Here is a 1,792-nt window from a genome sequence, read left to right on the forward strand (position 1 = left end):
CGCGGTTCCGCCTTTGGAGTGGAGGCGGCCCTGTCCGACCCCCAGCGAAGATCCCAACCCGCCTGGAGCGTTTTTCCCTTTTTCGTATTATGAGGTCAGCCAGAAAAAACTGGCTGGCCATTTTTCATGGAAATGGCTTTACTCTATTGGTAGCCGGGTAGAACGATCCCCTTTTTGGGAAAAACCCGTGGAGGAAACTGTTCACCCCCTACTTGTACAACTATGTTTGGGCTGGTTGGGACAAGATCCCGTATCACATGCGAAGCTATGGCATACAAGTGCTAAAGGGGCTGCCGGTAAAAGAAGTGAGGGGAAGGAAGAACGTGAATCCAGTTGTAGGAATCGATGTGGCAAAAGGAGAAAGCCAAGCACAGATCTTTCTGGATCGGAACAAATTATACGGAAAAGGATTTCGTTTTTCGCATACCATAACAGATTTGGAATGGCTTCATGGAAGGCTAAAGGAAGTAGAAAAGGACAGCGGTTGTCGTCCAGCAATTATTCTTGAGGCTACAGGTCACTACCACCTTCCCATTGTAGAGTGGGCAGAGGAGAAAAATTATGACCTGTATATCCTTAATCCCTTATTAGCCCAGCGGGCTAAGAAAACGCACCTAAGAAAAGTGAAGACCGATAAATTGGACGCGGTTCATTTAGGAGAACTTTATTACAAAGAGGAGTTTGAACCGTACCAAAAGCAGGAAACGCACTGGCTTCATTTACGTCATCTCACGAGACAACATGAGGCAATGACGGATATGTATGTTCAGACAAAATTGCAATTTCGGGCTGTCCTAGACCAGGTCTTTCCCACGTATGAAGGTGTGTTTGGGGATTTGTATTCAACGGTATCATTGGGAGTGTTGGAAATGTATTCAACACCAGGGGCGGTAAAAACGGCAGGAGTGGACAAGCTAGCGGAGTGTATGAACACAAAGCTTGTTCGTGGACGGTCACCGAAGTGGGCAAAGGAAAAGGCAATAGATATGATGGCAGCGGCAGAAAAAAGCCCCTTTCAAGAAGGGGTCCATGAGAGTTATGTGCTTAGTTTACGTATGTTCATCACGTTGCTACTTCAATACCAGGAGCATCTATCCAAGCTTGAAAAACAAATAGATGCCCTGGCTGAAGAAAAAAAAGAATATGATCTACTCCGTTCGATTCCCGGCGTGGGAAACAAGATTGCTGCCACAATCCTGGCCGAAATTGGGGAAATCGAACGGTTTGACCACGCAAAGAAATTGGTCGCATTCGCTGGGGTTGACCCAAGTGTCACATCCTCCGGAAAGTTCACAGCAAGCACAAACCGAATTACCAAACGGGGTTCCAAACGCTTGCGAAGAGCGCTGTACCAAGCTGTACAATGCGGAGTAAGAAGACGAAAGGGGTGTCTCTTACAAAGCTCAGTAAATCAGCGATTACGTGAGTATTATGACGTGAAAAAGGGGGAAGGAAAGCCCCACAAACAGGTTGTGATTGCTTGTGTGAATAAGCTAATCCGCTGGATATACTGCATTTTAACGAGAAGCGAACCTTATAAGGCTGACTTTCAGTCAGCGTAATGGAATGAATTTCCATAACCTCTCCCTTTAGAGAGGTTATTTTGCATGCTTTTCAACAATATAGCACAACTTCAAAGAAAATAATAAGGATACTCTTGACAAAATATTAGCTGGTTTCCTCCCCTCCACTACAGCTGGCAGACCACCATGCAAGACCGCGGGTTTCCAAGTCTTTGCACAAAAAAGGAGGGAGCTGCACATGAGGTTTTTTCAGTCTTTTGACACTCTGC

At 45.9% G+C, this 1,792-nt stretch carries 1 protein-coding gene; it reads left to right on the top strand.

Features of this window, described 5'->3' with window-relative positions; genetic code table 11:
• Positions 1–323 precede the first annotated feature (323 nt).
• Positions 324–1,562, top strand: coding sequence for an IS110 family RNA-guided transposase (locus EDM58_RS10615; RefSeq protein WP_031305278.1), 1,239 nt, complete (start codon positions 324–326; stop codon positions 1,560–1,562).
• Positions 1,563–1,792: the final 230 nt, after the last annotated feature.

The sequence above is a fragment of the Brevibacillus panacihumi genome, from assembly GCF_003710985.1.
GTDB lineage: Bacteria > Bacillota > Bacilli > Brevibacillales > Brevibacillaceae > Brevibacillus > Brevibacillus panacihumi.